Annotated in this window: 17 protein-coding genes; 11 read left to right on the plus strand and 6 right to left on the minus strand. The window is 72.5% G+C overall.

The features are described 5' to 3' along the window. The first annotated feature begins 97 nt into the window (after positions 1–97). The 3 genes from fabF to FJK98_RS15155 are packed head-to-tail and all read left to right on the plus strand — an operon-like array spanning position 98 to position 4,073. The gene (gene fabF / locus FJK98_RS15145; protein ID WP_240762866.1) at positions 98–1,378 is read left to right on the plus strand and encodes a beta-ketoacyl-ACP synthase II; all 1,281 of its coding nucleotides are present in this window, start codon (positions 98–100) and stop codon (positions 1,376–1,378) included. After that, the gene (locus tag FJK98_RS15150; protein WP_145919592.1) at positions 1,375–2,460 is read left to right on the plus strand and encodes a branched-chain amino acid aminotransferase; all 1,086 of its coding nucleotides are present in this window, start codon (positions 1,375–1,377) and stop codon (positions 2,458–2,460) included. Before fabF ends, FJK98_RS15150 begins: the two co-directional genes overlap by 4 nt. Further along, complete coding sequence (locus FJK98_RS15155; RefSeq protein WP_240762868.1) at positions 2,460–4,073, plus strand: polyketide synthase; 1,614 nt, start codon at positions 2,460–2,462, stop codon at positions 4,071–4,073. The genes FJK98_RS15150 and FJK98_RS15155 overlap by 1 nt, the downstream gene beginning before the upstream one ends. Before the next feature lie 49 nt (positions 4,074–4,122). On the opposite strand, the gene FJK98_RS15160 is transcribed toward FJK98_RS15155, so the two are convergent. The 6 genes from FJK98_RS15160 to FJK98_RS15185 all read right to left on the minus strand — a co-directional run bounded on the left by FJK98_RS15160 (position 4,123) and on the right by FJK98_RS15185 (position 12,281). Beyond that, a complete protein-coding gene (locus tag FJK98_RS15160) occupies positions 4,123–4,587 on the minus strand; it encodes a PaaI family thioesterase (protein ID WP_145919593.1) in 465 nt (154 codons plus the stop codon). 137 nt (positions 4,588–4,724) lie between these two features. Next, positions 4,725–6,251, minus strand: a complete 1,527-nt coding sequence (locus tag FJK98_RS15165) for a family 43 glycosylhydrolase (protein ID WP_145919594.1) — start codon at positions 6,249–6,251, stop codon at positions 4,725–4,727. 79 nt (positions 6,252–6,330) lie between these two features. Beyond that, positions 6,331–8,385, minus strand: coding sequence for a family 43 glycosylhydrolase (locus FJK98_RS15170; protein WP_145919595.1), 2,055 nt, complete (start codon positions 8,383–8,385; stop codon positions 6,331–6,333). Between the two features lie 87 nt (positions 8,386–8,472). Then, positions 8,473–9,615: a cellulose binding domain-containing protein gene (locus FJK98_RS15175; protein ID WP_145922776.1), complete on the minus strand. Its 1,143-nt coding sequence runs from the start codon at positions 9,613–9,615 to the stop codon at positions 8,473–8,475. 611 nt (positions 9,616–10,226) lie between these two features. Continuing rightward, a complete protein-coding gene (locus tag FJK98_RS15180) occupies positions 10,227–11,225 on the minus strand; it encodes an acetylxylan esterase (protein WP_145919596.1) in 999 nt (332 codons plus the stop codon). Between the two features lie 15 nt (positions 11,226–11,240). Beyond that, positions 11,241–12,281, minus strand: a complete 1,041-nt coding sequence (locus tag FJK98_RS15185; RefSeq protein ID WP_145919597.1) for a LacI family DNA-binding transcriptional regulator — start codon at positions 12,279–12,281, stop codon at positions 11,241–11,243. Positions 12,282–12,564: 283 nt separating this feature from the next. Here FJK98_RS15185 and FJK98_RS15190 point away from each other — a divergent pair, with 283 nt between their 5' ends. The 8 genes from FJK98_RS15190 to FJK98_RS15225 all read left to right on the plus strand — a co-directional run bounded on the left by FJK98_RS15190 (position 12,565) and on the right by FJK98_RS15225 (position 23,528). Further along, positions 12,565–14,949: a glycoside hydrolase family 3 N-terminal domain-containing protein gene (locus tag FJK98_RS15190; RefSeq protein ID WP_145919598.1), complete on the plus strand. Its 2,385-nt coding sequence runs from the start codon at positions 12,565–12,567 to the stop codon at positions 14,947–14,949. 10 nt (positions 14,950–14,959) lie between these two features. After that, positions 14,960–15,925 carry a sugar ABC transporter permease gene (locus tag FJK98_RS15195; RefSeq protein ID WP_145919599.1) on the plus strand — a complete coding sequence of 322 codons (966 nt, stop codon included), beginning with the start codon at positions 14,960–14,962 and terminating at the stop codon, positions 15,923–15,925. Then, a complete protein-coding gene (locus FJK98_RS15200) occupies positions 15,922–16,866 on the plus strand; it encodes a carbohydrate ABC transporter permease (protein WP_228543734.1) in 945 nt (314 codons plus the stop codon). The genes FJK98_RS15195 and FJK98_RS15200 overlap by 4 nt, the downstream gene beginning before the upstream one ends. Before the next feature lie 58 nt (positions 16,867–16,924). Continuing rightward, positions 16,925–18,562 carry an extracellular solute-binding protein gene (locus FJK98_RS15205; protein WP_145919601.1) on the plus strand — a complete coding sequence of 546 codons (1,638 nt, stop codon included), beginning with the start codon at positions 16,925–16,927 and terminating at the stop codon, positions 18,560–18,562. Positions 18,563–18,641: 79 nt separating this feature from the next. Then, complete coding sequence (locus tag FJK98_RS15210; RefSeq protein ID WP_145919602.1) at positions 18,642–20,198, plus strand: xylan 1,4-beta-xylosidase; 1,557 nt, start codon at positions 18,642–18,644, stop codon at positions 20,196–20,198. Further along, on the plus strand, positions 20,195–20,878 hold the full coding sequence (locus tag FJK98_RS15215) for a DUF624 domain-containing protein (RefSeq protein ID WP_145919603.1): 684 nt from the start codon (positions 20,195–20,197) through the stop codon (positions 20,876–20,878). Before FJK98_RS15210 ends, FJK98_RS15215 begins: the two co-directional genes overlap by 4 nt. Next, complete coding sequence (locus FJK98_RS15220) at positions 20,875–23,019, plus strand: alpha-glucuronidase (RefSeq protein ID WP_145919604.1); 2,145 nt, start codon at positions 20,875–20,877, stop codon at positions 23,017–23,019. Before FJK98_RS15215 ends, FJK98_RS15220 begins: the two co-directional genes overlap by 4 nt. Before the next feature lie 65 nt (positions 23,020–23,084). Further along, positions 23,085–23,528, plus strand: coding sequence for a helix-turn-helix transcriptional regulator (locus tag FJK98_RS15225; RefSeq protein ID WP_145919605.1), 444 nt, complete (start codon positions 23,085–23,087; stop codon positions 23,526–23,528). The last annotated feature ends 7 nt before the right edge of the window (positions 23,529–23,535 follow it).

Here is a 23,535-nt window from a genome sequence, read left to right on the forward strand (position 1 = left end):
ACGGGCCACCGGATGCCGTGCACGGATGCCGGGCGTCGATGGTGACTGATAGTGTTCTATCGGTCGTTCGGTGGCGGGAGAACGGAGCCGGGGCACGATGCTGGGGGGCGACGGCGAGATGATGACCGACGACGTCGTCATCACCGGGATCGGTGCCGTTACGCCGCTCGGCCTCGACCGCGACAGCACCTGGCAGGGCCTGCTCGCCGGCAAGTCCGGTGTCGGCCCGGTCACCGCCTTCGACGCCGGCGCGCTGCCCACCCGGATCGCCGCCGAGGTGCGCGGCTTCGAGCCGGCCGAACACTTCACCGGTAAGCAACTGCGGCGGATGGCCCGGTTCAGCCAGTTCGCGGTGGTCGCCACCCGCGAGGCGGTCGCCGACGCCGGGCTCACCGTCGACGCCGGCAACGCCGCCCGGGTCGGCGTGGTGGTCAACGCCGCGGTCGCCGGCTTCGACACCGTCGAGGCCACCGTACGCGGGCTGCTCGCCCCCGAACCGACCGCGCCCCTGTCACACTTCGTGCCGTCGTCGCTGACCAACATGCCGGCGTGCGAGGTCGCCATCGAGGTGGGCGCGCACGGGCCGGTCAACGCCAGCGCGCTGGCCTGCGCCAGTGGCGCGTACGCGCTGCTCGACGCCCGCCGGTTGATCCTGTCCGGGGAGGCCGACGTGGTCATCTGCGGCGGCACCGACGCGGCGATCACCCCGGCCATGTTCGCCGGCCTGGTGAGCATGGGGGCGATGTCCCAGCGCAATGACGACCCGACCGGCGCGAGCCGGCCCTTCTCCGCCGACCGGGACGGCTTCGTCTTCGGCGAGGGGGCGGTGATCCTGGTGCTGGAGTCCGCCGCGCACGCCCGCCGCCGGGGCGTCACCCCGTACGCCACGGTCGCCGGAGGCGCGCTGACCAGCGACGCGTTCCACGTCAGCGCCCCCCGCCCCGGCGGGGTGTTCGCCGCCGAGGCCATCCGCCAGGCGCTCGACCGGTCCGGGGTCCACCCCGACCGGGTCGACTACATCTGCGCCCACGGCACCTCGACGAAGGCCAACGACCTGACCGAGACGGTCGCCATCCGGGCGGCCCTCGGGGCGGCGGCCGACCGGGTCGCCGTCAGCGCGCCCAAGTCGATGCTCGGGCACCTGATCGGCGCGGCGGGCGCCCTCGGCGCGATGGTGTGCGCCCTGGCGATCCGCGAGGGCGTCGTCCCGCCGACGGTCAACCTGCACCAGCCCGACCCGGACTGCGATCTGGACTACGTGCCCCACCAGGCCCGGGAGACGCCGGTGCGGGCGGCGCTCACCAACGCCTTCGGCTTCGGCGGGCAGAACTGCGTCGTCGTGTTCACCGATACCCCGTTGCGAGGAGAGTCCGGATGACCGCGCAGTTCCCGCTGATCCCCACCGACCACCCCACCCCGCCGCAGACCCGGGAGGAGATCCTCGCCGACCCGGGTTTCGGCCGCTACTTCACCGACCACATGGCCACCGCCGTGTGGTCGCCCGACGCCGGCTGGCACGACCACCGGGTGGGCGCGCTGGAGCCGTTCACCATGCACCCCGGCGCGGCGGTCCTGCACTACGCGCAGGAGATCCTCGAAGGGCTCAAGGCGTTCCGGCACGCCGACGGCAGCATCTGGCTGTTCCGGCCGGAGCTCAACGCCCGCCGGTTCGCCGCGTCGGCCCGCCGGATGGTCCTGCCTGAGCTGGACGAGGAGAGCTTCATCGAGAGCGTGGCCGCCCTGGTCCGCGCCGACGAGGCGTGGGTCCCGCCGTACGGCGGTGAGCAGAGCCTCTACCTGCGCCCGTTCATGTTCGCCTCGGAGGCGTTCCTCGGGGTGCGCCCCGCCCAGCACGTCACGTACTGCGTGCTGGCCTGCCCGGCCGGGTCGTACTTCCCCAACGGGGTCACCGGCGTCACGCTCTGGGTCAGCACCACCTACAGCCGGGCCTCGATCGGCGGCACCGGCGCGGCCAAGTGCGGCGGCAACTACGCGGCCAGCCTCGCCCCGCAGCGGGAGGCCCTCGGCCACGGCTGCGAGCAGGTGCTCTACCTGGGCGGCGAGGGGCGGCGCAGCATCGACGAGTCGGGCACGATGAACGTCTTCTTCGTCACCCGCGACCACCAGCTGCTCACCCCCGGCCTGGGCACCATCCTCGACGGGGTGACCCGCGACAGTGTGCTGACCCTCGCCGCCGAGCACGGGCTGGAGCCGGTGCAGCGCACCATCGACCTGGACGAGATGCGCACCGGGTTCGCCGACGGGTCGATGACCGAGGCGTTCGCGGCCGGTACGGCGGCGGTGATCACGCCGATCGTCGGGCTCAAGAGCGACGAGTTCGCCCTCACCATCGGCGACGGGGCGCCGGGCAAGTACACCCAGCAGTTCCGGGAGCGGCTGCTCGACATCCAGACCGGCCGGGCCGCCGACCCCCACGGCTGGATGCGCCGGGTGCTGTAGTGCCCACCCCGATCGCGGTCGTCGGGATGGCGGTCCGCGCGCCCGGCGGGGTGTCGAGCCTCGACGCGTACTGGTCGGCGCTCGTCGCCGGCCGGGACCTCACCGGCGAGCTGCCCGACGACCGTCGGGCCGGGTTCGGCACGCAGTGGGACGGCATGGTCACCCGGGGCGGCTACCTCGACGCCGTGTTCGACTTCGACGCGAAGTTCTTCGGCATCTCGCCCCGGGAGGCCCGGGTCCTCGACCCGCAGCACCGGCTGCTGCTGGAGGTGGTCTGGGAGGCGTTCGAGGACGCCGCGATCCCGGTCGCCACCGTGGCCGGCAGCACCGGGGTCTTCGTCGGGGTGACCGGCCGGGACTACCGGCAGTGGCTGACCGGGGACCCCAACTCGTACTGGACGATCGGCAACGGGCACAGCTTCACCGCCGGGCGGGTCGCGTACACCCTGGGGTTGCGGGGGCCGGTGTTCGCGCTGGACACGGCGTGTTCGTCGTCGCTGGTGGCGGTGCACACGGCGGCGCGGGCACTGGCGGCGGGTGACTGTGACGCGGCGGTCGCCGGCGGCGTCAACCTGATCCTCGCCCCGAGCACCACCCGGTCGGTGGCGCAGACCGGCGCGTTGTCACCGGACGGCCGGTCGCGTCCGTTCGACGCCGACGCCAACGGGTTCGTCCGGGGTGAGGGCTGCGCGATGCTGCTGCTCAAGCGGCTGGCCGACGCGCAGCGTGACGGTGACCGGGTGCTCGCGGTGCTGCGCGGCACCGGGATCAACCACGACGGCCGGACGGCGACGTTCACCACGCCGAACGTGTCGGCCCAGGCGGAGCTGATCGACGCGGTGCTGGCCGCCGCCGGGATCGCCCCCGATGAGGTCGGCTACCACGAGGCGCACGGCACCGGGACCCCGCTGGGTGACCCGGCCGAGATGTCGGCGGTCGCGGCGGCGTTGGGCCGCGCCGACGGCCCGCCGCTGCACGTGGGTTCGGTGAAGGGCAACATCGGCCACACCGAGTCCGCCGCCGGGGTGCTCGGGCTGGTGAAGGCGGTGCTCTGTCTCCAGCGGCGCACCATCGCCCCGCAGGCCAACTTCCGTACCCTCAACCCGCGCATCGACCTCACCGGCACCGGCATCACGATCCCGGTCACCCCGCTCGACTGGGACGACCGGTTCGGGGCCTGCGCGTCGACCAGCTCGTACGGGATGAGCGGCACGAACGCCTTCGCGGTACTGTCGCCCGCCCCGCCGGTGCCGCCGGTCGTGCCGCCGTCGGTGGACGGGTTCCCGGTGTCGGCGGCCACCGGGCCGGCGCTCGCCGCGTTGGCCCGCCGCTATGCCGACCGGCTGGCCGGGTTGCCGGCGGCGGACTATCCGGCGTTCGCCGGCACTGCCGCCGGGGGCCGGACCCGGCTGGCGCACGCGGTGTGGGTACGGGCGTCCGGGCCGGTGCAGGCGGCCGAGGCGCTGACCGCGGTGGCCGCCGGCTCGGACCACCCGGACGTGCGGATGCTCGACGCGGACGACCCGGTGCCGACGCCGAAGGGCCGGGCGGTGGCCCCGCTGCCGACCTACCCGTGGCAGCGGCGCACCCACGTGGTGGACCGCCCGGACTGAACCGCCCGGCGCCCCGGCCGCCGGATCAACCGGTCGGCTGACCGGTGGGTCAGCTACCGGCCCGGACGGCGTGCTCGGCGCGCAGGGCGGCCCGGGTGGCCCGCGACGGCAGCGCGAAGTGCAGGGTGGACGCGGCCACCAGGGTGCCCCGGCGGTCACTGGCCCGGGCGTCGACCACCGCCGACCGGCTGGCCAGTTTGATCACCTCGGCGGTGACCCGCAGCTCACCGGGCTCGGCGGGTTCGAGGAAGCTGATGCTGCTGTGCGCCAGCACCATCGCCGGTGTCGGGCCGAGCAGCACGGTGACCGCGACGAAGCCGGTCAGGTCCATCGCCCAGAACATGGCCGGCCCGGAGATCGTGCCGTCGAGGCGGAGTTCGAGGCAGTCGGGGCCGGTCACCGAGACGACCCGGTCGTCGTCGACCGACTCCAGGCGCAGGCGCTCGGCGCCGGAGATGACCTCGGCGAGCCAGGCCCGCGCCTCATCGACCGACATCACAGCTCGGCTAGGCATGGACGCCACTATAGGCGATGACCGGGTAGCGCTCCGTCCCTGAACGATCACCCCGTCCCTGCCCGCCGGGCCTGGCAGACGTCCACGTCGGACGCAGCCGCCGGGCCGCCCGGATCGGACGGCCCGGCGGGCGGCGGTCACTCCAGCACGAACGTGGCCTCGGCGTTGCCGGTGGCGTCGGTGACGGTCCGCAGGTAGAGCAGGCCGTTGCTGTGCCGCAGGTACTGGCCGGGATAGTTGACCGCCTCGTACGACACCCCGGCGGCGTTGGACAGGCCGGGCCGCTGCACGAAGCTGGCGTCGGCGCGGTACGTCGACGAGGCGTCGTCCCGCTCGACCCACACCTCCCAGTTGCGGTGCCGCAGGTGGTAGCCGGGGAAGTTGGTGGACTCCAGGGAGACCGTGTTGCCGCCGGCCAGGCCGGGCACCAGGCGGAACTGCGAGTCGGCGAGGTTGGTCACGTTCGCCTCCAGCCGGGCCCGGTACTCCCAGTGGCGGACGAACCGGTCGGGCAGGTTGTCCGACCGCAGCCGGACCGGGGTGGCCCCGTCGGGCACCGGGATGCCGAAGTTCGGGGTGCCGTCGGCGTTCCAGTAGACCTTCTGGATGCGGGTGCGCCGGTTGGGGTCGCGCAGCGGGTCACCGCTGATGTCCCGGTAGTTGCGGTCGTGGTAGACGAGGATGTCGCTCTGCCCGTCCTCGGAGACGGTGAACGAGTTGTGCCCCGGCCCCCACTGGCCGGTCGCGGCGTTGCTGGTGAAGACCGGCTGTGGCGACTTGACCCAGGACGACGGGTTGAGCAGGTCGCTGCCGGCCGAGGCGGTGAGCAGGCCGAGGCAGTAGTTGGCGTCGGTGGCGCTGGCCGAGTAGGTGAGGAAGATCCGGCCGTTGCGTTGCAGCACGGTCGGTCCCTCGTTGACCTTCACCCCGCCGCGCATCTCCCAGTCCAGGGTGGGTACGGCGATCCGGGTGGGGGAGCCGCTGAGCGTCCACGGGTTGGCCATCCGGGCGATGTAGAGGTTGGAGTTCGTGGCGATGCCCGGCTCGGCCTGGGCCCAGATCAGGTAGCGCACCCCGTTGGTGACGAACGTCGACGCGTCCAGCGCGAAGGTCTCCCAGGGGGTACGGATCTGCCCCTTCTCGGCCCAGCTCGCGGTCAGCGGGTTCGCCCCGGTGCCCTCCAGCACGTACATCCGGATCGCCCAGACGTTGTCGGTGGCCCCGGCGGCGAAGTAGACGTACCAGCGGCCGTCGATGAAGTGGATCTCCGGGGCCCAGATGTGCGCGCCCATGATGCCGCTGGTGTGCCGCCGCCAGATGACGGTCTCCGGGGCGGTGGACAGGCCCTGGAGGGTGGTGGCCCGGCGCAGCACGATCCGGTCGTACTCGGGGGCGGTGGCGGTCATGTAGTAGTAGCCGTCGGTGTGCCGGACGATGTGCGGGTCGGCCCGCTGCGCGACGAGGGGGTTGCTGGCCCGCACGGCGGGGGCGGCTCCGGCCGGGGCGGCGGCGCTCAGCAGGCTGGCCAGCAGGGCCAGCACGAGCAGCGCCGCCGTCCGGGTGCGCCCGGGGCGGTGGCCGGACGGCGGGGCGGTGCGGGGTGCGGTGGCGGGCGGGACCGGATGCGGCGGGAGCGCCGACCGGGGGTGGGGTGAGGCGGACATGCGGTGCTCCTGTCGGGGGTGGGGGATACGCCTCGCCGGCCGACCACGGGGGTGGTCGGCCGGCGAGGAGGGACGGGCCCTACGACTTGGCCAGGTCGAACTTCCGGACGGTCACCGCGCCACCGAGGGAGCTGGTGGCGTAGTTGAACATGGCGAACCGGTAGCCCATGAAGAACTGCCAGGCGTTGTTGAGGGTGAACGCGGGGCCGAGCGAGGTGAAGTTCACCCCGTCGGTGCTGTACGAGAAGCGGGCCTGCCGGCCGGAGCCGGGACTGATGTCCGCGTTGATCCGCAACCAGATCCTGCCGCCGGAGATGCCGGCCCCGGCGACCTCGGTGCCGGTGCTTGTGGTGTTCCAGTTGCTGTCCATGGTCAGGTTGTTGACCACGGCGACCCGGGTCGCGCCGTTGTCCCGGCGGACGCCGATCCAGGCCGACTGGTCGCGCAGCATCGCCAGGCCGCTGCGGTCACCGTCGCGCATGGTGGAGTAGTCGAGTTCGATGGTGGCGGTGGACCGGGGGCCCTGGATGCGGTGGGTCAGCGTGTTGCGCGCGGAGTACAGGTCGTTGGTCACGGTCGCGGTCTGTAGCCGCAGCCCGTTGTTGACCGACCACTTCGAGTTGTCCGGGTTGTGGTTCCACTCGTACTGCGGGCCGAGGGTGGTGCCGGCGAAGGTGTCGGTGCCGATCATGGGTTTGACCTGGCGGGGCGGCCGGGGCACGTTCGGGTACGGGTACGAGCCGCCCCAGGTGTTGTTGACCAGTTGCAGGACGGGCCAGCCGCTGGAGTTCCAGGTGACCGGGGCGAGCACCGGCACCCGGCCGCCGGGGTAGGCGTCCTGGAAGCCCATGTAGTACCAGTCGCCGTTCTGCGTCTGCACCAGGCCACCCTGGTGCGGCACGCCGCCGCCGGAGATCGGTCCGGGCAGGTTGAGCAGCACCTGTTGCATGGTGTACGGCCCGAACGGGCTGGACGCCTTGAGGATGTACTGACCGTTGGCCGGCCGGGTGAGGAAGATGTAGTAGCTGCCGTTGCGCTTGTAGAACCGGGCCCCCTCCAGGGTGCCTACGCTCGACGGGGTGGTGAACACCTGCTGCGAGCGGACCTGGGTCTTCCCGTCGGCGGAGAGCTGGGCGACGCTGATGTTCGTGTTGCCGTACGCGACGTACATCGTGTCGTCGTCGTCGACCAGCAGGCCGGCGTCGTAGTAGCAGCCGTTGATGGTGGTGTGCCGGCTCCAGGGGCCCTCGGCCGACGACGCGGTGTAGATGTAGGTCTTGTCGAAGTCGATGCAGCCGCCCCAGTAGAACGTCTTGTTGCTCTTGCGGTAGCCCAGGAACGACGCCCAGATGCCCCGGACGTAGCCGCGCCCGCCGGTCATGTCGTACTTCTGGCCGAAGTCCAGTCGGGGCACCGAGTGGCCGGCGAACTCCCAGTTGACCAGGTCGTAGGAGCGCAGCACGGGGGCGCCGGGGGAGTAGTGCATGGTCGACGCCGAGTAGTAGTAGGTGTCGTCGACCCGCAGGATGTCGATGTCGGCGAAGTCCTGCCAGATCACCGGGTTGCTGAAGGTGGACGACGGCGGCCACGGGCCCGTCGTGGGTGGCGGGGTGGTCGGCGGCGGCGTTGTGGGCGGTGGGGTGGTCGGCGGGGGTGTGGTGGGCGGTGGGGTGGTCGGTGGCGGGGTGGTCGGTGGTGGCGTGGTGGGCGGCGGGGTGGTGGTGCCGCCGGTGCAGGCGGTGCCGTTGAGGCTGAAGCTCGTCGGCTTCGGGTTGCTGCCGTTCCACGAGCCGTTGAAGCCGAACGACACGGTGGCGCCGGTGCCGATCGTGGCGTTGTAGCTGACGTTGCGGGCGGTGACCTGGGCGCCGGACTGGGTGACGGTGGCGTTCCACGCCTGGGTGACCTGCTGCCCGGCCCCGTACGACCAGGTCAGGGTCCAGCCGTCGACCGGGTCGCCCAGGTTGGTGACGGCGACGTTCGCGCCGAAGCCGCCGCCCCACTCGGACGAGACGGTGTAGTCGACCGCGCAGCCGGCCGCCGCGGCCTGGGCCGGTAGGGCGACCGCCGTTCCGGCGGCGATCAGGCCGGCGGCCAGGAACACCCGGCCCGGCAACGTTCTGGTGAGTCGCATTCGGTACTCCTACTGGGGGTGGCGGGAGTCGGTGGTGGGAAGACGTCCGGCACCGGTGCGCACGCACACCGGTGCCGGACGGGTGGGTCAGGCGACCGTGCAGGCGGTGCCGTTGAGCGCGAACCCGGCCGGTCGGGCCGTGTTGCCGGTGTGTTCGGCCTGGAAGCCGACGTCGACCGAGGTGTTCGGCGCGATCGTGCCGTTGTAGGAGACGTTGCGGGCGGTGACCGCCCCGCTGGTCGGCGTGTAGGTGGCGTTCCAGCCGCTGGTGATGGTCTGCCCGCCGGGCAGGGTGAACGCCAGCGACCAGCCGTTGACCGCCGTGCTGCTGGTGTTGGTGATGCTGATCGAGGCGGTCAGGCCGGAGTTCCAGGCGTTGACCGTGTACGCGACCCAGCAGCCCGCCGACGGCGGCGGCGTGGTGGGCGGGGGCGTGGTGGGTGGCGGCGTGGTCGGCGGTGGGGTGGTCGGCGGCGGCGTGGTGGGCGGCGGCGTGGTGGGCGGGGCGGTGGTCGGCGGGGTGGTCGGCGTGTTGCCGCCGAGGCTGCCGGGCACCGCCCGCAGGGCGTTGTACCAGGTGGTGGCCATCTTGCGGTAGCCGGTGGCGTTGGGGTGGATGCCGTCGGCCAGGTCGGCCGTGCCCACCGCGCTGAACATGTCCACCAGGTGCACCCGCTTGCCGGCGTTGACCTTGCTCTGCACGATTCCGGGGATCGCCGCGTTGAACGTGCGGACCGCCGACTCGGTGCCGTTGCGCGGGATGATCGTGGCGACGAAGACGTCCGCGTTCGGCGCGGTGCTGGTGATCTTGTCGATCAGGGTGGAGAGCCGGGTCGGCGCGCCGGAGGCGTTGTACATGTCGTTGGTGCCGATGTGCAGCAGCACCGTGCGCGGGGTGGTGTTGCGCAGCCAGTTCACCACGTTGGCGTCGATCTGGGCGATGGTCCAGCCGGAGTGGCCCTCGTGGTCGTGGTCGCCCAGGTTGGACGGCCCGTTGAACATCGAACCGACGAAGTCGACCCGGTAGCCGTCGGCGACCATCCGCTGCCACAGCTCGATGCGGTAGCCGCCGGGGACGTTGAAGCCGTCGGTGATCGAGTCGCCGAGGGGCATCACCCGTACCCCGCCGTTGGACTCGGCGCTGGCGGGTGCGGTCACCACCGACCCGGTGGCGACCGCGGCCACCAGGGCGGCGGTGGCCAGGCCCAGCAGGCGCAGGCCGCGCCGCATGGTGGGCCGGCGGCGGCCGGCGGGTGCGGGGCGGGCGGGGTGGGGGCGGTCGGACGGGGGTGGCCCGGCGTTCGGGCAGCTCGTGCCGCTCATGGAAACTCCCTGGGGTGGCGCGCGGAGCGCGGTGCGGACGTGCAGCACGGCGACCGTCCCGGGATGTCGCCGTCTCGTCCGGCTCGTGGACAAGGGGGGTGTGCCGGCACGGGCCCGGACGTCGCCGCGCGCACGGACCGACCGCCGTGTCCCCGGCGGGTTCCCCTGGAGCTGACGGGCGGAGGTGCGCCACGCGCGTCGACCGGGAACCCGGACCGCGTCACCGGCGGTGGACGCCGTGTGTGCCGGTGGCCACCGACCCCCGCAGGGGGACGAACTCCCGCAGGTGGACGAACCGGTGACCACGGCCGGAGCGTGCCCTGCGCTCCTGCCGCGATGCACCATATCGTGTTATCGCTAACATCGGCAACAGATCGGTGCGCGACGATGCCCGGGTGACCTACCGGCCGGCTCCCCGACGACGCCGGGTGGCGTGGACCGCCCTTCCGCCGGGCGGCGTCGCGTCCGCCGGCCGCGTCGGCGGCCCCGTCCCCGGCACGTCGGTCACCGCCCGCCGGTCACCGGGTCCCGTGGTCGGTGGCCGGGCGCAGCAGCGGGTCGAGCCAGCGCAGTTGCCGCTCGACCTGCCACGCCTCGCCGCCCTCGTGACCGTTGAACGGGTAGGTGTGCAGCGTGCGCGGGGGAGTTCCGGGCCGGCCGTTGGCCGCGCCGTACTGGTTGTAGGCGGCGAAGCCGGTGCTCGGCGGGCAGACGTCGTCGCGCAGGCCGATGCCGAAGTGCGCGGGTGCGGTGGCCCGCCGGGCGAAGGTCACCCCGTCGACATAGGACAGCGTGTGCCGGACGGCCTCCTCGACCTGCCGGTGCACCGCCAGGTACCGGGCGATCTCGCCGTACGGGGCGGCGTCGGTCAGCTCGATCCCGCGCTGGACGTCACAGAGGAACGGCGCGGTGCTCAGCAACGCCGCGAGGTCGTCGCACAGGCCGGCGACGGCCAGGGCGAGCCCGCCGCCCTGGCTGTTGCCGACGGCGGCCACCCGGGCCGGGTCCACCCCGGGCAGCGCGCGGACGGCGTCGACCGCGCGGACCGCGTCGGTGATCAGCCGGCGGTAGTGGTAGTCGTGCGGGGCGAGGATGCCCCAGGTGGCGGGCCACGGGCCGCCGGCCGCGCCGTGCGGGTCGGGGGTGTCGCCCGCGCCGTGCAGCCCGGACTGGCCCCGGTTGTCCATCAGCAGGTGCGCGTACCCGGCCACCGGCCAGGTGAGCCGCTCGTGCGGCAGGCCCCGGCCACGCCCGTAGCCGGCGTACTCGACCACGGCGGGCAGCGCGGTGTCGACCCCGGCCGGGCGGGTGTACCAGGCCCGCACCGGGTCACCGGCGAAACCGGCGAAGGTGACGTCCCAGGTGTCGACCAGTCGCAGGTCGGTGCGGTGCGGGCGGACGTCGACCAGCACCGGCCGGTCCCGCGCCGCGCCGAGTGTGTCCCGCCAGAACCGGTCGAAGTCGGCCGGTTCGACGACGGTCGGCGTGTACCGCCGCAGGTCCTCGTTGGATGTCATGGGTTCCTCGGCTGCTCAGAGACGGGTGGTGGCGGGCGGGGCGGTGCTCTCCCGGACGACCAGCTCGGTCACCAGGTCGATCCGGCTGGTCGCCACCGTCGCGCCCCGGGCCAGCTCCAGCAGCATCTGGGTGGCGGTGCCGGCCATGTCCCGCAGGGGCTGGTGCACGGTGGTCAGCGGCGGGTCGGTCCAGCCGGCGACCGGCAGGTCGTCGTACCCGATCACCGAGAGGTCGTCGGGGACCCGCAGGCCGAGCCGCCGGGCGGCCCGGAGCACGCCGATGGCCTGCAGGTCGGAGCCGGCGAAGATCGCGGTCGGCCGGTCGGGCCCGGCGAGCAGTTCCAGGCCGTGGGTGTGCCCGCCGTCGACGTAGAAGCTGCCGTAGCGCACCAGGTCGGCGTCCACGGGCAGGCCGATCTCGTCGTGCGCGGAGCGGAAGCCGGCGGCGCGGGCCTGGCTGCACAGCACGTCGCGGGGCCCGGAGATGACGGCGATCCGGCGGTGCCCCAGCTCCAGCAGGTGCCGGGTGGCCAGCAGGCCGCCGTTCCAGTTGTTGGAGCCGACCGTCGGCACCGACGCCGAGGTGGCGCTGTCGGTGTCGACGACCACGAACGGGATGCGGTGTTCGGCCAGCATGAGCTGCTGCGGCGGGGTCGGGTGGCAGAGCACGAAGAGCAGGCCCAGCGGACGCCGGGCGACCAGGGCGTCCAGCCGGCGGGGCGCGGGCCGGTGTGCCCCGTCGAGCTGGGAGATGGCGATGCCCAGCCCGGCGGCGGAGGCCACCGCCTCGACCCCGCTCATGATCTCCATCGCCCAGCCGGAGTTGAACTCGTGGAAGACCAGGTCGATCTGGTCGATCCCGGGCGACTGCCGGCGGATGCGGCGGCGGTACCGGTGGCGTTCGAGGCTCTCCTCGACCCGCGCCCGGGTCTCGGCGGCGACGTCCGCCCGCCCGTTGAGCACCTTCGAGACGGTCGCCACGGAGACGCCGACCTCCTCGGCGATGGTGGCGATCGTGGCCGAGGCCTGTGGGGTGAGCGGGCGGGACGCGGTCATCGAAGCCTCACCAGGCACGTCCGAAAGTTTCGGAGAACTCTAGCACGTTCGGTTCGAAACCGGGATTCGACAGTGCCCGAGGATTTTGACGGGGGTGAATGTCCTTTCCGGGAGTAGTGCGGTTACATATCCCAATTGAGGCCCTTGACATGCGCCGGCAATGCCTCCTAAGTTGCCCGAAAAAGGTAACGCGCTGTTTACGAAATTTTCGATCCCCCCGCCGTCGCGTGCTGCCTGTCCCGGCGGGCGCGGGAGGGGGAGTGTCGAAGGTGAGGGGTGTGGCATGAGAAGTCAGGTGCCCGTCGACGACGGCCCGGCACCCCGCGGAACCCAACCGTGGCGGGACCCCCGACGCTCACCCGCGCAACGGGCCGACGCACTGGTCCCGCTCATGTCGCTGGAGGAGAAGATCGCCCAGCTCGTCGGCGTCTGGGTCGGCGCGGAAGCCTCCGGCGAGGGGGTCGCCCCGCACCAGGCCGACATGATCGACGGCGCGCCACCGTGGAGCACGATCATCCGGCACGGGCTCGGCCAGCTGACCCGCCCGTTCGGCACCGCACCCGTCGACCCCGTGGTCGGGGCCCGCTCGCTGGCCGCCTCCCAGGCGCAGATCGCCGCCGCGAGCCGGTTCGGCATCCCCGCCCAGGTGCACGAGGAGTGCCTCACCGGCTTCGCCGCCTGGCGGGCCACGGTCTACCCCACCCCGCTGGGCTGGGGCGCCTCATTCGACCCGGAACTGGTCGAGGAGATGGCCGGCCGGATCGGACGCTCGATGCGGGCCGCCGGGGTCCACCAGGGACTCGCCCCGGTGCTCGACGTCACCCGCGACTACCGCTGGGGGCGCACCGAGGAGACCATCGGCGAGGACCCGTACCTGGTCGGGACCACCGGGGCGGCGTACGTGCGGGGCCTGGAACGCGCCGGCATCGTCGCCACCCTCAAACACTTCGCCGGTTACTCCGTCTCCCGGGGCGGCCGCAACCTCGCCCCGGTGTCGATGGGCCCCCGGGAACTGGCCGACGTCATCCTGCCGCCGTTCGAGATGGCCCTGCGCCTCGGCGGGGCCCGCTCGGTGATGAACTCGTACGCCGAGATCGACGGCCTGCCCGCCGCGGCCGACGAGGGGCTGCTGACCGGGCTGCTGCGCGACGAGTGGGGCTTCACCGGCACCGTCGTCGCCGACTACTTCGCGGTGCGCTTCCTGGAGACCCTGCACGGGGTGGCCGCCGACGCCGCCGACGCCGCCCGGCTCGCCCTGCACGCCGGCATCGACGTGGAACTGCCCACCGTGGACGCGTTCGGCGAACCGCTGGTCGCCGCCGTGCGGGCCGGCGAGATCGACGAGGCGCTGATCGACCGGGCGCTGCGCCGGGTGCTGATCCAGAAGATCGAACTCGGGCTGCTCGACGAGGACTGGCAGGAACTGCCCGAGGACGCGGCGGACCTGCGGCTCGACGACGAGACCAGCCGCGACGTCGCCCTGCGGCTGGCCCGCGAGTCGGTGGTGCTGCTGCGCAACGACGGCGTGCTGCCACTGGCCCCCGGCCGGCGGGTCGCCCTGGTCGGTCCGGTCGCCGACGACCCGATGGCCCTGCTCGGCTGCTACTCCTTCCCCAACCACGTCGGGGTCCGCCACCCCGAGCACGGGCTGGGTCTGGAGATCCCCTCGCTGCGCGACGAACTCACCCGGCTGGTTCCCGGCCTCGTGCACGAGCCGGGCTGCGCGATCACCGGCGACGACACCTCGGGCATCGCGGCGGCGGTCACCGCCGCCACGCAGGCCGACGTCTGCGTGCTCGCCGTCGGCGACCGCGCCGGCATGTTCGGCCGGGGCACCTCCGGCGAGGGCTGCGACGCGCCCGACCTGCGGCTGCCCGGCGTCCAGGCCGACCTGGTCCGGGCCGTGCTCGACACCGGCACCCCGGTGGTGCTGGTGCTGATGACCGGCCGGCCCTACGCGCTCGGCCCCGACCACGAGCGTGCCGCGGCCGTCGTCCAGGCGTTCTTCCTCGGCCAGCGCGGCGGGCAGGCGCTCGCCGAGGTGCTCACCGGCGCGGTGAACCCGTCCGGCCGGCTGCCGGTCAGCGTCCCGCGTGACGCCGGTGGCCTGCCCGGCACCTACCTGACCCCGCCGCTGGGCCGTCGCTCCGAGGTGTCCTCGATCGACCCCACCCCGGCGTACCCGTTCGGCCACGGGCTGGGCTACACCACCTTCACCTGGTCCGACCCGGTGGCCTCGGGCGCGGGGGAGACCGGCGGACCGCCGGCCTGGCCGGTCGACGGCGAGACGACGGTACGGATCACCGTGCGCAACACCGGCGACCGGCCCGGCACCGAGGTGGTGCAGCTCTACCTGCACGACCCGGTGGCGCAGACCACCCGACCCGTGGTCCGGCTGGTCGGCTACGCCCGGGTGCCGCTGGACCCCGGCACGGCGGCGCGGGTCAGCTTCACCGTGCCCGCCGACGTCGCCTCGTTCACCGGGCGCGACGGCCGGCGCATCGTCGAACCCGGCGACGTCGAGCTGCGCTTCGGTCGCTCCAGCGGCGACACCGCGGCGACCCTGCTGCTGCGCCTGACCGGCGGGCAACGGCAGGTCGGCGCACGACGACACCTGCTCACGGCGGTACGGGTCGAGTCCGCCGGCACCGACCCGCAGGCCGGATAGGAGGCCGAGGATGACATCCCCGACGCTACGGCCGCCACCGGCCCCGGCGACGCCCGCCCCGGTCCGGCGTCGCCGGCACCCCTGGCGACGGGCCCTGCGCCGGGACTGGCAGCTCTACTCGCTGGCCGTCCTGCCGCTGCTGTTCTTCCTGGTCTTCCGCTACCTGCCGATGATCGGCAACGTGATCGCGTTCCGCCGGTTCAGCCCCGGCGGCAGCATCCTCGGCGAGTACTGGGTGGGCCTGCGGTATTTCCGGCTGTTCCTGGCCGACCCCACCTTCTGGCAGGTGTTCACCAACACCCTGGTGCTGGGCACGCTGACCCTGCTGTTCTGCTTCCCGCTGCCGATCGTGCTGGCGCTGCTGCTCAACGAGGTCCGGGCCCGCCGGCTCAAGCGGTTCGTCCAGTCGGTGTCCTACCTGCCGCACTTCCTGTCCATCGTGATCGTGGCGGCGATGGTGATGCAGCTGCTGTCGATGGACGGCTCGGTCAACCAGGTGATCCGGGGGGTGGGTGGGGAGGCCGTGCCGTTCCTGCAACAGCCCGGCTGGTTCCGCGCCGTCTACGTCTCCTCGGAGGTCTGGCAGACCGTCGGCTGGGGGACGATCCTCTACCTGGCGGCGCTCACCACCATCGACGAGAACCTCTACGAGGCGGCCCGGATCGACGGGGCCAACCGGTGGCGGCAGACCTGGCATGTCACGCTGCCCGGGATCAGGCCGACGATGGTGACCCTGCTGATCCTCAACATCGGCACCTTCATGGCGGTCGGGTTCGAGAAGATCCTGCTGCTGTACAACCCGCTGACCTACCCGACCGCCGACGTGATCTCCACGTACCTGTTCCGGATGGGCTTCGAGTCCAGCAACTTCAGCTATGCCGCCGCGATCGGCCTGTTCGAGGCGGTGATCGGGTTGGTCCTGGTGCTGGGCGCCAACACCATCTCCCGCCGTACGGTGGGGACGAGCCTGTGGTGACCGTGGCCCCCGGCACGGCCGGCCCGAAGACCCCGGCGCCCCGCCCCGCGTCCCGCCGCCGCCGGGGCATCCGCCCGACCCGGGGCTACCGGATCTTCCAGGCGGTCAACGCGGTGGTGCTGACCCTCGTGGTGGTCGTGACGCTCTACCCGTTCGTCAACATCGTGGCCCGGTCGCTCAGCGACGAGGCGCCGATCATCGCCGGGAAGGTCAACCTCGTCCCGCAGGGCTTCAACCTCACCGCCTACCGGCTGGTGATGTCCGACCCGATGTTCTGGACGAACTACCGCAACACCGTGGTCTACACCGTCGTCGCCACCGCGATCTCGATCGTGCTGACCACCTGCTACGCGTACGTGTTGTCCAAGCACCAGCTCAAGGGGCGGGGGGTGCTCGTCGGGATCGCAGTGTTCACCATGTTCTTCTCCGGCGGGCTGATCCCCAACTACGTGCTGGTCACCAGCCTGGGCATGAAGAACAGCATCTGGGCGGTGGTCCTGCCCAACGCGATCAACGTGTTCAACCTGCTGGTGATGAAGGCGTTCTTCGAGAGCCTGCCGGTGGAGTTGGAGGAGGCCGCCGCCGTCGACGGGCTCAGCACGTACGGCACCCTGCTGCGGATCGTGCTGCCGCTGTCCAAGGCGATCATCGCCACGATGGTGCTGTTCTACGCGGTGTCCTTCTGGAACTCCTGGTTCACCGCGTTCCTCTACCTCGACCAGCAGGAGTTGTTCCCGGTCACGGTCTACCTGCGCAACCTCATCGCCGGGGCGACCGGGGCGCAGTCCGCCGGCGGGGTCGCCGAGTCCGACGCGGTGCAGGCGGCGGCCACCATCCAGTCCGTGACCATCGTGCTCACCACCCTGCCGATCCTCGCGGTCTACCCCTTCATCCAGCGGTTCTTCGTGTCCGGCGTGATGCTCGGCGCGGTCAAGGGGTAGCCCGGCCGACCGCTCCACCCACTGCACCCCACACCCCACCTGACCGAAAGGACGAGCCATGTTCCACAGGACGTGGCGCCGCGTGGCGATAGCCGCTGCCGGGCTGCTCACCCTCACCCTCGTCGGGGCCTGCTCCGACGACGCCCCGGACGCCAAGAACCTCGACGGCAACCGGGCCGGCGCGATGGCCGACTACGCTCTCGGGACGCAGTTCAAGGCCACCGAGCCGCTCTCCTTCTCCATCCTCTACAACAACCACCCGAACTACCCGCTCAAGGACGACTGGCTGTTCTGGTCGGAGCTGACCAAGCGGACCAACGTCAAGCTCGAACCGGTGGCCGTGCCGCTGAGCGACTACGAGCAGAAGCGCAGCCTGCTGATCGGTGCCGGCGACGCCCCGCTGATCATCCCGAAGACGTACCACCCGGCGGAGAACGCCTTCGTCTCCTCCGGCGCGATCCTCCCGGTGAGCGACTACCTGGACCTGATGCCCAACCTCAAGGACAAGATCGCCAAGTGGAACCTCCAACCGGAGTTCGACACGCTGCGGCAGTCCGACGGCAAGTTCTACCTGCTCCCGGGCCTGCACGAGAAGCCGTGGGCGGAGTACTCGATCGCGGTGCGCACCGACATCCTCCAGCAGCTCAACCTCCAGATCCCCAAGACCTGGGACGAGCTGTACACCGTGCTCAAGGCGATGAAGGCGCGTTACCCCGACTCGTACCCGTACTCGGACCGGTGGAGCAAGCCGAACCCGGGCGGTGAGCTGCTGAGCATCGTCGGCGCCGCGCACGGCATCCGGACCGGCTGGAGCTGGAACCCCGCCACCTGGGACCCGGCGGCGAAGAAGTTCGTCTACACCGGCGCCACCGAGCAGTACAAGCAGGTGATCGTGTACCTCAACAAGCTGGTGGCCGAGAAGCTGCTCGACCCGGAGAGTTTCACCCAGACCGACGAGCAGGCCCGGCAGAAGCTCGCCAACGGCAAGTCCTTCGTCATCGGCAGCAACGCCCAGAGCCTGGTCAACGACTACCGCCCCGACCTGGCCAAGACCCTGCCGAACGCCAAGCTGACCAAGATCCCGCTGCTGGTCGGCCCGGCCGGCGAGATCAACCCGGCCAGCCGGCTGGAGAACGGCATCATGATCTCCAAGAAGGCCCGGGACAGCAAGAACTTCGTGGCGATGATGCAGTTCATCGACTGGCTGTACTACTCCGAGGCCGGCGAGGAATTCGCCAAGTGGGGCGTCGAGGGCACCACCTACACCAAGGACGCCGCCGGCAAGTACACCCTCAACCCCGACGTCGACATGATCGGGCTCAACCCCAAGGGCAGCAAGCACCTGCAGAAGGACTTCGGCTTCGGCAACGGGGTGTTCTCCTACGGCGGCAAGCTCGACCTGGTGCAGTCGTTCTTCTCCCCGGAGGAGATGGAGTTCCAGAAGGTGATGAACGCCCGGACGCCGTTGCCGGTCGACCCGCCGGCCCCGCTCACCGACTCCGAGCGGGAGCAGGCGTCGCTCTGGGAGACCCCGCTGAAGGACCACGTCGTCCAGAACACGCTGAAGTTCATCCTCGGCCAGCGGCCCCTCACCGAGTGGGACGCCTACGTCGGTGAGCTGAAGGCCAAGAACGCCGACCAGTACATCGGCCTGGTCAACAAGGCACACGAGCGGTTCGAGAAGGACAACGGCTGACCGACCCGGCCCGGCCGGAACCCGCAGCGGGTTCCGGCCGGGCCGGGCACCGGACCGGCGAGCACCGGAGGACACCACGATGCGGATCACCGTTCCCGCCCGACCCGTGGGGCGGCTCACCGACGCCTGGCGGCAGTGCGTCGGCACCGGACGGTTCGAGTTGGCCCTGCGCCGCGACTACCAGGACTCGCTGGCCCTGATCCAGCAGGACATCGGGTTCCGGCACATCCGGGGGCACGGCCTGCTCAGCGACGGCGTCGGCGTGCACCGCCCCTACCGGCACGGCGACGAACGCCGGGTGCACCACTCCTTCACGTACGTCGACCAGGTCGTCGACGCCTACCTCGGGCTGGGCATCCGACCCTTCGTGGAGCTGGGCTTCATGCCCGAGGGGCTGGCCTCCGGCGAGCAGACGGTGTTCTGGTGGCAGGGCAACGTCACCCCGCCCCGCTGCTGGTCGGAGTGGGCCGACCTGGTCCGCGCCACGGTGGCCCACCTGGTCGACCGGTACGGCCTCGACGAGGTGCGCGGCTGGCCGATCGAGGTGTGGAACGAGCCGAACCTGCCGGACTTCTGGCAGGGCGCCGACCGCGACGCCTACCACCGCCTCTACGAGGTGACCGCGCACGCGGTCAAGGAGGTCGACGCCGGGTTGCAGGTCGGCGGCCCGGCCATCTCGCCCGGCGCGGACGACTGGTGGGAGCCCTTCGCCGACTTCGTCACCACGCACGACGTGCCTGTCGACTTCGTCAGCCGGCACGCCTACACCTCCGGCCCCGCCCAGCACGTGCCGTTCGGCACCCACCAGACGCTGTCCCCGGCGTCGTCTCTGCTGGAACAGTTCGCCGCCCCGCGCCGGCACCTGTACGGCACCGCGCTGGCCGACCTGCCGGTGCACATCACCGAGTTCAACTCCTCCTACCGGCCGGACAACCCGATCCACGACACGGCCTTCCACGCGGCCTACCTCGCGCCGGTGCTGGCGGCCGGCGGCGACCTGGTCGACTCCTTCTCGTACTGGACGTTCAGCGACGTGTTCGAGGAGGTGGGGGTGCCGACCGCGCTGTTCCACGGCGGGTTCGGCCTGCTCACCCACCGCCAGATCAAGAAGCCCACCTACCACCTGTACGCGTTCCTGGCCCGGCTCGGTGGCGACGTGCTCGCCCGGGGCGCGGACCACCTGGTCACCCGGCACCCCGACGGCCGCGTCGCCATCCTGGCCTGGGCCCCGGTGGACGTGACCGGCCTGCACCCGGTGCCCGACCGGCACCCGCTGGCCCTGTCGGTGCCGGTGGCGTCCGCCACGACGACGGGCGGGGAGGTCACCTCGGCCTTCCTGCTGCGCTCCTCGGTCAGCGAGGACGCCGGCAACGCCTGGACGGCCTGGAGCGAGATGGGGCGCCCCCGGTCCCCCCGCCCCGGGCAGCTCGACAGCCTGCGGGAGGCCGCCGAGCCGGCCCGCTCCCACCGCGCCCTGCCGATCACCGCCGGCCGGGTCGACCTCGACCTCGACCTGGCCCGGCACGAGGTCACCCTCGTCGAACTGGCGGCGGTACGCGACGAGACCCCGCCGTGGTGGGACGGCACCCGGCTGCTCGGCGGCCCTCCGTCGGCCGACCGGGACGAGCGGTCGTGAGCGCGCAGACCTGGCGGGAGGTCGGCGACGGCCCGTTGTCGCGGGCCGCCGCCACGGTGTACACCGTGCTCGTCGTCGGTTTCCTGCTGGTCCTCACCACCCTTCCCGGCCTGGTCCCGGTGCTCCTGCTCGGCCGCGACGCCAGCAACCTGCCGCTGGTGGCGCTCTGCCTGCTCCCGGTCGGTCCCGCCGTCTCCGCCGCCCTGTACGCCCTGCACCACCAGCGCCCCGACCTGACCGACCTGCGGCCCGCCGCCCGGTTCCGGCAGGGCTACCGGGCCAACCTCGCGCAGGTGCTCCGGATCTGGGTGCCGCTGCTGCTCTGGCTGACCGTCATCGCGGTCAACCTCACCCACCTGTCCGTCGCGGGCGTCCCCACCGGCTGGGCGGTGCCGCTGCTCGTGATCGGGGTCGCGGTCACCCTGGTCGGCGGCAACGCGCTGGTGATCGCCTCGCTGTTCACCTTCCGCACCCGCGACGTGCTCCGGCTGGCGCTGTACTTCCTGGTCCGCACGCCCGCCGTCACCATCGGCACCGCCCTGCTGCTGGCCGCCGCCGGGGCGCTCACCGTGCTCGTCTCCGAGGCGCTGCCGGTGCTGCTGGCCGGCCCGTTCGTCCTGGCGTACCTGCGGATCACCACCCCGATGACCGACCTCGTGCGGAAGGACTTCACCGGATGACCAGCCCCGCCACCGCCCCGGCCACCGGCACCGCCCCGGCCACCGGCACCGCCCCGGCCACCGCCACCGGGGCGGGGGAACCGCCGCCGCACCCGGCGTGGCTGCCGCCGGAGGCGTTCCGGGCGCTCGGCGCGCGTCGGGTGCTGGTGCACGGCGACGGCCCGCTCGTCGACACGGTCCACGACGAGGTGGCCCGCGCCTGCGCCCGGCACGGCGGGCGGGTGGAGCGGACCGCCGCCGGGACCGCGACGGCCGGGCCGGTCGACCTGGTGCTGGCCCTGCGTGGCGGGGGACCGCTGCCCCCGGCGGTGCCGCAGGCCGCGGACTCCGACGGCGGGCCGCTGGGCGACGAGGGTTTCCGGTCGGCCCGGGTCGACGACGTCACGGTGCTGCTGGCCGACGCGCCGGCCGGGCTGCTCTACGGGCTGTTCCACCTGGTCCGCCTCGGCGAGGCCGCGTTCACCGGGGAACAGCCGGCGCGTACCCACCGGCCCGCGCTGCGCCGCCGGATGCTCGACCACTGGGACAACGTGGCGGTGCACCCGGTGATGGGGCAGGTGGAGCGGGGCTACGCCGGTGGGTCGATCTTCTGGCGGGACGGCGGGCCGCGCGGCGACCGGGACCGGCTGCGGGCGTACGGGCGGCTGCTCGCCTCGACGGGGGTCAACGCGATCTCGGTGAACAACGTCAACGTCGGCCCCACCGAGGCGCTGCTGCTGACCGACCGGCTCGACGACGTGGCCGGCATCGCCGACCTGCTGCGCCCGTACGGCGTGCGGGTGCACCTGTCGGTGACCTTCGCCGCCCCCGTCGTCCTCGGCGGCCTGCCCACCGCCGACCCGCTCGACGAGCAGGTGCGCGACTGGTGGGAAACCACCACCCGCCGGGTCTACGCGCGCATCCCCGACTTCGGCGGGTACGTGGTGAAGGCCGACTCGGAGGGGCAGCCCGGCCCGTTCAGCTACGGCCGCGACCACGCCGACGGGGCGAACCTGCTGGCCGCCGCGCTCGCCCCGCACGGGGGAGTGGTGCACTGGCGGGCGTTCGTCTACGACCACCGGCAGGACTGGCGGGACCGGACGACCGACCGGGCCCGCGCCGCGTACGACCACTTCGCCCCGCTGGACGGGCGGTTCGCCGACAACGTCGTCCTCCAGGTGAAGTTCGGCCCGGTCGACTTCCAGCCCCGCGAGCCGGTCTCGCCGGTGATCGCCGCCATGCCGGCCACCCGGCTGGCGGTGGAGTTGCAGGTGACCCAGGAGTACACCGGCCAGCAGTGGCACGCCTGCTACCTGGCCCCCTGGTGGCACGAGGTGCTGGCGTTCCGGCCGTGGGGGCCGGCCGAACGCAGCGTCGCCGACGTGCTGGCCGACGTGCCCGGCCCGGGACCCCGCCGGGGCGGCGACCTGGTGGCCGTGGCCAACGTGGGCGACGACCCGTTCTGGTGCGGGCACCCGCTGGCCCAGGCCAACCTGTACGCCTTCGGCCGGCTGGCCTGGGACCCCCAGCTCGACCCGGCGGCGCTCCTCGACGAGTGGATCGACCTGACCTTCCCGGCGTCGACCCTCGGCGACCCGGCGCTGGTCCGCGAGACGCTGCACGCGGTGCTGGACGACTCGTGGCGCACCTACGAGCGGTACACCGCCCCGCTGGGCGTCGGCTTCATGGTGAACCCGGCCGGCCACTACGGGCCCGGCGTCGACGGCTACGAGTACAGCCGGTGGGGCACCTACCACTTCGCCGACCGCGACGGCGTCGGGGTGGACCGGACCCGGGCGACCGGCACCGGCTTCGCCGGCCAGTACCCGCCGCCCTGGTCGCAGCTGTACGAGTCGCTGGAGCGGTGCCCGGACGAGCTGCTGCTCTTCTTCCACCACGTGCCGTACTCCCACGTGCTGCACAGCGGCGTCACGGTCATCCAGCACATCTACGACACCCACTTCGCCGGGGTGGCGGAGGTGGAGGCGATGCGGGAGCGGTGGGCCGGGCTGGCCGGGATGATCGACCCGGCGGTGCACGACCGGGTCACCGAACGCCTCGCCGAGCAGCTGCGCTGCGCGACCGAGTGGCGGGACCAGGTCAACACGTACTTCTTCCGCAAGTCCGGGGTGCCCGACGCCCGGGGCCGCCGCATCCACTGACTCCCCGTGCCCGACCCGCCCCGGGGTGGCCGACGTCGGCCGGCGGGACCTGGCACGATCACGGGATGACCGGCAGATCCGCCCCCGACCAGCAGCTACGTGACCTGGCCCGGCTGCGCCGGGTGCGGGACCGGATCGACCGCGAGTACGCCCAACCGCTGGACGTCGAGGCGCTCGCCCGGGGCGTGCACATGTCGGCCGGTCACCTGAGCCGGCAGTTCCGCCGCGCCTACGGCGAGTCACCGTACTCCTATCTGATGACCCGGCGGATCGAGCGGGCGATGGCACTGCTGCGCCGGGGCGACCTCAGCGTCACCGAGGTCTGCTTCGCGGTCGGCTGCTCGTCGCTGGGCACCTTCAGCACCCGCTTCGCCGAGCTGGTCGGCATGCCACCGAGCAGCTACCGGGCGCTGGCGGCGCAGGGGTCGGCGCAGTTGCCGCCGTGCCTGACCAGACAGGTGACCCGGCCGGTCAGGAATCGAGAAGCACCCGCCCCGGTCATCACCTAGCGTGATC

It is taken from the genome of Micromonospora sp. HM134 (assembly GCF_007833915.1).
Taxonomy (GTDB): Bacteria; Actinomycetota; Actinomycetes; order Mycobacteriales; family Micromonosporaceae; genus Micromonospora; species Micromonospora wenchangensis.